The 8529-nt window shown below is 59.2% G+C and carries 7 protein-coding genes; 1 reads left to right on the top strand and 6 read right to left on the bottom strand.

The window, feature by feature from the left end; translation table 11 throughout:
* Both gpJ and C8029_RS13010 read right to left on the bottom strand, forming a co-directional pair.
* A partial coding sequence (gene gpJ, locus C8029_RS13015; protein WP_152003057.1) for a TipJ family phage tail tip protein occupies positions 1-2735 on the bottom strand: 2735 nt, incomplete at its 3' end.
* Positions 2732-3199 carry an NlpC/P60 family protein gene (locus C8029_RS13010; RefSeq protein ID WP_152003056.1) on the bottom strand — a complete coding sequence of 156 codons (468 nt, stop codon included), beginning with the start codon at positions 3197-3199 and terminating at the stop codon, positions 2732-2734. The genes C8029_RS13010 and gpJ, both read right to left, overlap by 4 nt.
* 81 nt (positions 3200-3280) lie before the next feature.
* Between C8029_RS13010 and C8029_RS13005 the strand changes: the two genes are divergently transcribed.
* Positions 3281-3598 (top strand): hypothetical protein, encoded by a 318-nt coding sequence (locus tag C8029_RS13005; RefSeq protein WP_152003055.1) that lies wholly within the window; start codon positions 3281-3283, stop codon positions 3596-3598.
* A gap of 24 nt (positions 3599-3622) precedes the next feature.
* Here the strand turns inward: C8029_RS13005 and C8029_RS13000 are convergent, their stop codons facing one another.
* From C8029_RS13000 to C8029_RS12985, 4 genes are read right to left on the bottom strand one after another with little or no spacing between them, the layout of a single operon-like run.
* Positions 3623-4153 carry a hypothetical protein gene (locus C8029_RS13000; RefSeq protein WP_152003054.1) on the bottom strand — a complete coding sequence of 177 codons (531 nt, stop codon included), beginning with the start codon at positions 4151-4153 and terminating at the stop codon, positions 3623-3625.
* On the bottom strand, positions 4150-4572 hold the full coding sequence (locus C8029_RS12995) for a hypothetical protein (RefSeq protein WP_152003053.1): 423 nt from the start codon (positions 4570-4572) through the stop codon (positions 4150-4152). Before C8029_RS12995 ends, C8029_RS13000 begins: the two co-directional genes overlap by 4 nt.
* Positions 4569-8219 carry a phage tail tip lysozyme gene (locus C8029_RS12990; protein ID WP_152003052.1) on the bottom strand — a complete coding sequence of 1217 codons (3651 nt, stop codon included), beginning with the start codon at positions 8217-8219 and terminating at the stop codon, positions 4569-4571. The genes C8029_RS12995 and C8029_RS12990 overlap by 4 nt, the downstream gene beginning before the upstream one ends.
* Positions 8216-8500 carry a DUF1799 domain-containing protein gene (locus C8029_RS12985; RefSeq protein ID WP_193217649.1) on the bottom strand — a complete coding sequence of 95 codons (285 nt, stop codon included), beginning with the start codon at positions 8498-8500 and terminating at the stop codon, positions 8216-8218. Before C8029_RS12985 ends, C8029_RS12990 begins: the two co-directional genes overlap by 4 nt.
* Between the last annotated feature and the right edge of the window lie 29 nt (positions 8501-8529).

Below are 8529 nucleotides of genomic sequence, written 5' to 3'. Positions count from 1 at the left end.
CCATAAACGCCCGTCGCACTGATCCCGCGTGCCCGGATTTCGACGGTATCGCCAGTGACATAGCCTTCGATGTCACCGCCACCATTGGCTACCGCAATCGCAATCGTGGTCCAGTCCGTGGCCCCAGAGAGGCGATGGTCGATCTCGAACGTGGCTGTCGGCACAGAGCCAGAGCCCGGCTCGATCAGATAGGTGATGTTGTTTGCGAGGCCGGTGCCAGTCAGGCCACTTTTTATCGAGACAAATCGCGGGGCGGAGGGTTGCAACACATTGTCGTCCAGCTCAGCCCCGACGCGGCTCGACCATGCGGGGATCTCTGTCGCGGCAAGCTCGATATCGATCTCAGGCGCTGCGGCAATCATGCTGAAAATCGAGCAGCCATCGGTGGTGTTTTCGACATTGCGGACGATGTGGTGCAGCGCCGTGGCGGTGGATTTGCCAAACTGTACGAGATCACCGGCGTGATAGATGCCATCCACGAATGCCGCACCACGCGGCAATGGGCCAGCGCCAACAAGTGTCAGGACCGAGGTCTCGCCCGGTACTGTCTCCACGATCCTGACGACAGACTGACCGATGACGTCGGCCTCGTCCTCAAACCACCGGAACCGGATGGCATAGCTCTCGCCTGCCTCCATCACCACCACAGTGTCCAGCTCAACGAGCGCGCCAAAGACCTCTTTCACGCGGCCCGTCTGGTGATCGCGCATCAGAGTGTAATGATTGGTCATCACATCGTCACCGCGCGTGGCGACCCGGAACATGCCGTCTTGGGTCGCTTTAAAGGTGTCGGGGCGGTAGATCGCTTCGAGCTGGCGGCGGCGTGCCTCGCGCCAGACCTCAGAGGCGTAGACTTTGCCCGACATCGGCAGCTCTTCGGTGATCTCGATATCGCCTTCATATCCCGGCCAACGGATTTCGCGCTGGGTCTCTTTGTAGTCATTGTCCGCATCGAGAAAGGTCACGATAGAGGCGTGCGGCGGTTTAAAATAGGATCGCTCAGTGGAAAATCCCCACGAATTTCGCGGGCTGATGTGATCGACGATCAGCGCATCATGAGAGGGCCGGTCGATCACCACGCCGTATGTGCGGCCATCATGGCGCGGCGTGGCGCGACCTGCAGCCGCGATCTCGGCCAGGACATCACGCAGGGTGGTGCTGGTCTCAGACAGCGCCTTGTTGAAGGTCAGGCCGTTCAGATCACAGAATTCATGCCACTCCTGCAAAAGCTCCAGATCAAGCTGGGCGTCAGATCGCGGCTCAGGCAGGGCCGGGTCTTGCAACACATGGCGATAGAGGCTTGCGGGGTTTTCGGTGGCGCGGGTGATCCATGTGCCAGTGGCGCTGTCCCAATCGGGGCAAATCCGGCTCACAAGGCAGTTGAAATCGTCCAGCGCGCCCGAGAGTTGATGCGTCGCCTTGATCCGCAATGCCACGAGCGCCAGCGGGCGCGGGAAGGCCATCGGATATTCCGGGCGCAGGGTCTGCAGCGCGGCCCAGGTGGTGCGCTGTTGGACCTTTGAGCTGGTGTTCTCATCCGTCAGCATCGTGCACCGCACCTGCCAGCGGGCGCGGGACGGAAAAGACCAGGTGTGTTGGCGATAGAAGCCTTCGGTCTTTTTGGCCTTCACAACAAGCTCCTCGACCAACTGCCATTCGGTCGCCTCGACCAAACGCTGTTCAATGCGGATTTTGACGCTTTGATCGTGCTTGTCGCCGTCGTCGTCGTAGCGCACGAGACCGGCAGGCCATGCGAAGATGATAGAGGCTCCCGAGGCGTCCGCGCCGGTTGTGCGCACCACCGGCGTCTCAACGCCCGGCGCGTCATCACCGCTGCTTAATCCATCGCCAAACCCCGGCCACAGCCCGAGATCCAAAGTTGGCCAATCCTCCTCGCTCTCAATCTGGATGATCTCACCTGCATCGTCGCGGGGGCGCGGCTTTGTCAATTCCACACCGACCTGCTCCTCGACCACCTGTTGCGGATAGAGGCTGACGGGCAGCTCGCCCTCGATGCCGTAGCGGACCTCTGTGTCGACCTCGTCATATTCAGACAGGCTGGTCTCGCCGATGCGCATGTCCTCAATTGCAATCTGACCTTCGCCGATCACAAAGAGTACGCGGATGTATTGATCATCGCCGACGATCTCGGTGTAGGGAAGTGCTGCGTAGGGTGGGGCGACGCGCATTTTGCCCAGGACAATGGGCACCGCACCATTTGGCACAGCGCGGTTTTTGAGCCCCGAAATCGAATAGGTGTTGCGCGTCTCATCATCAGACGCCGAAGGCGGCGGGATCAGGGCGTTGATCAAGAGGTTGCCAAGCAGTGTGACGCCCACGCCGATCAGGCCAGATGCAACGGCAAACCCCACTGTCCCGGCGGTGAACCCGAGACCTGCCGCCCAAAATTGACCAAGGGCGACGGCGGCCACGGACACCACGATTGACAAGATCGAGCGCAGCGCGTTCTTGCCGGGGACAATGCGGATCACGACTTGCACGCCCGGATGCGGACGAATGCGCAGCCAGTGCTCAAACGGAACCACGTCAATGCCCTTGGGTGTCACCAAGGCCACGCGAACAAGCATCAGCTCGTGGGCTGTGGCCCCCGGCAGCGCCATCCGCACGATCTCATCCACTGTCAACCCATAGGGCACGTCGAGCTTGATCCGCTCGGCGTCAGAGTTCCAATTCGGAGCCGCAAGGACCGGGATATGGGAGAGGGGGCGGCTCATCTCGACGCCTCCGAGATGATTTGAACAGGGCGTTCAACGCGGTGTTTAACGGCCTGATCACCCGCCATATTTTGGTGCCGCCAATGGCCTTCAAAACGGTGGCTCCAGGTGCCGCGATCATAGCGCTCGATCTTGCTTTGATCCTCGCCAAACATGTGGATCATGACGCCGTGACGCACAACGATCCCAACATGAGAAGAAAAGCGGCCGAGTTTGAAAACGGCAATGTCAAAGGCGATGGCCGGACCACTGACCGGCAGCCAAAGCGGGCTGGACTTTTCGCCTTCGATGATCGCGGAGACCTCGCCACATTCATCCGGGGAGCTGTAGCTGAGATAGTCCGGCAGGGTGATGCCCAACTCCTCTTGATAGAGGATGCAGGCCAGACCCCAACAATCCGCGCCCGCGCGGCTGCGACCGTGGTCCTGTTGCGGGATGCCCACGAATTTGTTTGACCAGCTCATGTGCCCAAACCTTCTATGGGCAAGGCCGTTGCTCTGATAAAAGAATTCTGGACGATTCTTTTCAGACGGAGACAGATTGTTATGGAAATTGAACCACTCGAGTCAGGTGCGATCCTTCCCATTGAAGAGATCGACGACGAAAGCGAGACACGAGTTTTCTTAGTGTCATACTTCATCTCTTGCACCCTCTTAGGCCCCGAGCAGCAAGAGTATGTAAATCAAATCGAAGTTGGCGTTCCGGTCCGCTCGGAGGACCATAACGCGTCATACCGGGAGATTGAGGATGCTGGTGCTCTAGCGCTTCCAGCCTTTTTTCGAGATCTTGCAGACGCGATTGAACAGGATCTTGCGCGGGTAGATCGCAAGCGTGCAATCCGCAAAGCCGCGTCACCCGATTGATTAGGTTTTTCATCGCTTCACTCCTCATTGATGCAGCCCCGGAAACTTGGTGCGGGTCATGCGACCCGGTGGATAATATTCAAGCTCGATCTCTTGGCGTGACAGGGTCAGGCCGACCTCGGTGTCGGTGATATTTGCGACGGTCAGGTTGAGGTCGAGCACCTCGTCCTCAATCACGTCCGGCGTGGACGCCATGACCATGCCAATATGGATCGTGGCGAGATCGACAAACGAGAGCAGCAGCTCGGCGTAAGCCGCGTCTAGCACGTCCAACACGAGCTTTGCCTCGCCCGGATCGTCCTGGCTATCCGATGGCAGGATGGCCGAGGCCACCACCCACAGGAACGGCTCGGTGGCGGGGTCTGCCCCGCGCCACGTCGAGCGGGTGCCTCTGATCTGCGCCGTTTCCGTAACCTCAATCAGATCGGCGTTGTCGGTCGACAGCCGGATCGGTGCGGCCAAATCAGGGTGGGTGATCTCAAACAGCAGCACTTGGATTTGATCGGTCGAAACCGCATCCATCGCTGTGCGCGCATTCAGTGAAATCCGTCTCATGGGTACACCACCACATTGAATGTTTTGCGGAATTGGACCTGCCCGACGATGCTCTCAACCGGCACTTGATCGCCAAAGGAACAGAGCCACCGGGCTGACAGAAGCAGTGGCACGCCCTCGCTGGTCAAAAGCGGCTGCCCGTCAGAGGTCAGCATCGGCCAGCCGTCTGTGGTTGGGTCTGGCATGTAAAACAGACGGGTGCCCGCCGCGCAGTCAAAGCGGTAGAAATTGTCGAAAATCGCCTTTTCATCACGGGTCAGTACCACCGACAGGCTCACATTCGTGGACCATGCGGAGAAGCGCGCGCCGTAGCCGGTCGGGCCAGTATCTGCTTGACGCTTCTTGCGCGCATCCTGCGGCTGCGACTGCCACGTGTTGCGCTCAGGGTTTGGGAGAGTGTCGGGCCAAGTCAGGGTCATCCGCGTCCGATCCCCTTTTGACGCGCCCCATACAGGGTCTTCATTTGCCGTTTGGCGGCACCGCCCGACATGCCTGTCGCCACGGCATCAGACAGCACCAGTTTGTGCTGCCGCTGCCCGCGTGGACCGGTGGTCTCTTCGACCTCCATGTTGAGCGGCACGGAGCTGTTGTTGACCGGCATGATTTGGACGACTGTGCCGTTGCCAGCCGAGTTGTCGGAGCTGCCAGAATTCAGAAATGGATAGGCGCGCGCCGAGCTGACATAGCCACCCGACGCATAGCCGCGCATCGTACCGCGCCGGATGGCTTCAAGATTGCCCACACCGATGCGCGCAGTTGCGGCGGCATCAAAGACAAACTCTTTCTGGTGAACGAGGCCCGCAACTTTCTTCGGATCAGACCCCCCGGTGTCCCCGCCTGTTGCAAAACCCGGAATGCCAATCGCGCCGAGCAATGGACCAATGAGACCGCTCAGAAGATCGCCGCCGCCTGTGCCAGAGCCGATCTGGGACAAGGCCTGGCCGAAGAGGTCAAACCCGCCGCCAAGCGTCCCGAGGCCCTGCGTTGCTACATCTGTGGTCGTGGCGAATTTGGTCATCGCGGCCTCGGCCGCACCGAGGCGACCGGACCAGTTGTCCGCACCCATTGGGTTCGCGGCCGACCAGCCTGCAGGGCGCTCGAATCCAACGAACGCGCTGGTGGCCTCCTGAACATTCGTCGAGGCCATCAACTTCTTGAGCACACCGTTCTCAGAGGTGAGCAGTTCCTCCCAAACATGCTCAAGCTGTGCCTGCACATTGCCAAGACCGGCTGTGCCACCCACGGCGTTGAGAAGGCTTTGACCGCGCCCAGCATGATGCTGGAACAGGCCGAATGATGTACCGCCGTCACCAACGGCGGCAGGATTGAAGGCACTTTCGGCAGAGATATTGCCCATGATACCCGCGATCTGGTGTGACTTTAGTCCCTTGCCGGAAAAAAACGCCGCGATCTGCGATTGAATATCAGAGGACCCCGGCAAGCCATTGATGTTGGCAGCACTGCCCAGACCACCCAAGCCGCCCATGGTGCTGATCGTCACATTCGCCGCCGTCACCTGCATCGTCGCCACCGACTGCGCCGCAGCTTTTGCCGCCGCTGCCGCTGGATCAATCGCGGGCACTTTGCCCATCAGACGATCAAATATGCCACCCAGCCCGCCGACATCGTCCATCGTGGCGTAATCTGTGCCCAAAATCGCGTTTTTGAGCGGGTTCTTGATCGCGAGATCCGTGAAGAGGGATTTGATGTCCTCTGCGATACTCTCCAAGGCCCCAGAGATGTCGCCATCCAAAAGCGCGTCAAGGATGCCGTCGATGGCATCCTCTGCCGAGCTTTGCACATCGCCCCATGCATCAGCTTGACGCTGGACCTCTGCGGCAAGGTCACTCTCGGCCAATGCACCTTCGCGGATTCTGGCGGCAAGCTTACCCTCGACGTCGATACCCTTTTGGCGGATATCCAATTCTGCCTCATAGAGTGCCAAAACGCGCCGCTTTGTGGCTTCTGATTGCCCGATCAGGCTTTGCTCCAGTTGGAGCTTTGCAATGGATTTGGTCTGTGCCTGAAGGATCGACTGTGCAGATGACAGGGTGCCAAACGGATCGATACCCTTCATCCCCTTGGTGATATCCCACTGCGCGAGTAAATTGGCCTTCGTCGCCTCGGAGACCTGCATCGTTGCCAAAGATTGTACATATTCCGCGCGGGCCGCTTCGATCTGGAGCCGTTTGACCTCAAGGCTGTCTTTCCCGTATTGCAGGATCGCAGCATTGATATCTGCCTGCGCGCGCAGGTCTGTGAGGGTTTTACCGGCCTCTTTTTCGGCCTTTTGGGTCTTGACCTCCTGTGCCGCTTCGCGCTGCTTTTTGAGCAACTCTTCAGCCTGTACGATCTGGTCTTCTGTTGCCCCGATTTCCTTGAGACGAATGGCCAGTGTTTGCCGTGCCTGCTCCGTGCGCAACCGTTCGACTTCGACGCTGTTTTCACCATAGGAGATGATCGACTGAGACAGCGTCAGCTCATCCGACAATCCAGTCAGCGTGGCGGTGATTGACTTTTCGCGCTCTGCGGCGCGCAACTTAACCTCAGCGACCTGAGCCTTTTCCAATTCTGCCAACGTATTCCGCTCACGGACACTATCCTCCTCCACGCCCAGCTCGCGCAGACGCAAGGTCACGGCCTCCTTGGCTTGACGGTTGCGCACCGCCTCGACCTCAGCGCTGTGTTCGCCAAACTGAAGGATCGTGGTAGCGAGTTCCGCTTGCTGCTGATAGCCGGAGACCATGGACGCGGTCTCTTTGTCCAGGCGTGCGGAAAGGGAAGAGCCATTGAACTGAGCCTCGACCTCAGCCGTTTTTTGCGCAACATCACCCAGAGCAAGCAGCATTTTCACCAGCTCGTCGTTCATGTCGGTGATAGGTGTGTCGCCCGCAAAGTCCGCAATGAGGGATTTGATTTCAGCGGTGACCTGTTCCACCTCACCCGCTTTTGCCAGCGACGTGATGTTTTCGCGGCGGGTGTCAAATTCTTCAAAAGAAGGCCCTCGACCTCCTGTCAGATCATTATAATTGCCGCGCGCAATTGAATTACCTGTCAGATAGTCCTCAGTCGTGAGACCGGGCATGGGAGCCGCGCCAAGCGAAATGGACTGGCTGAGTTTCTGCCAAAAACCGGGTTCAATGTTCTCCTGCAGCAACCCTTCGAGCGTATTGCGCAGGTTCTTCAGTTCGGCAGCCCGATCCAGATCGAGCAAAGTAGAGGTCAGGGTCCGCACATCTCCGGCCATCGAACCGAAGGTCAGAGACAGGTCCTGATCACGCAACAGTTTCAGGCGATCCGTGACGGACTGCAGCGATCCGTCGAGTTTGTCGAGGCGCTCATCTAAGGTGCCTGCCGAGTCCTCTGATGTAAGCAGCATGGAGATCAGCGGGGCCCCAACGGCCACAACGGCCCCCATAGCCGCACCCATGACGCCCATGCCGCCCAAAAGCTGCGGCATCTGTTGAGCAAACACAATGGAGGCCGCCGTGCCCATCTGCAGTTGCACTGCCGCATCTGCGACCTGATAGCTGGCGTTCTGGATGCCACCGCGCATCAACTTGCTGGATTTTGTCACACGGTCCTGCGCGCCGGTCAGCGCATTATACCCAGCCGTGGCTCGTGACCTGGCCGCAGCTGCGGTTTGGGCGGACAAGGCCCCCATCTTTTCGGCGGCGGCAATATCGCGCAGCTCTTGCTCATAGCGCGTGGTCGCCGCGAACAGCGGATCAAAGCGCGCGCGCACCTGATTGAGTTGCGCAGTCCACGCCGCCGTTTCACGCTGGGTGGCAATCAAATCAGCGGATTGGGACCTCAGCGCCTGTGACAGGCCTGTTGCACCAGCCTGAACTCGGCCGAGGGCTGTATCGGAGGCGACGAGCGCAGAGACAGCATGCCTAAACCCGGTTTCAACACCATTTGAATGGGTGGTTAATTGTTTGAAACCCGACGCCGTCTTGATCGCCGCATCCATGACGGCATCAAGACCGGATACGGTCTTCTGGGCCATGCCAACGATGGAGGACCCATCGGCATCGACAACCAGTTTTGCGCGCATTTCCGTCATGTTTCACCAAGTACCTTGAGCGCTGCCTGCTCTATGATTGCAATTCCGGCCTGCATGTCCTGATTTGGGGTGATCCCCATCCAGCGCGCCGTCACATCGATCTCGCCGTAGTCAAACCCCAAAAGGAGCACTTTGCCGCTCGGACCGACCGCGACCCGCCATTTGCCAACAGTGGCCAAAGCCAGCCGGATCAGGTCTTGCTCTGAGGATGGAAGGCGCAGATCGCGGGTCTCCGCGCCCATCATCTCTTTGGCCTGTGCTTCGGCATCGACGCGGCTCATGCCACCTTCAGCCATCAGGTCTTCGATCA

It is taken from the genome of Roseobacter sp. TSBP12, from assembly GCF_009129705.1.
GTDB lineage: Bacteria > Pseudomonadota > Alphaproteobacteria > Rhodobacterales > Rhodobacteraceae > Celeribacter > Celeribacter baekdonensis_A.
The sequence above is the reverse complement of the archived record's forward strand: the minus strand, read 5'-3'. Positions and strand labels throughout refer to the sequence as shown.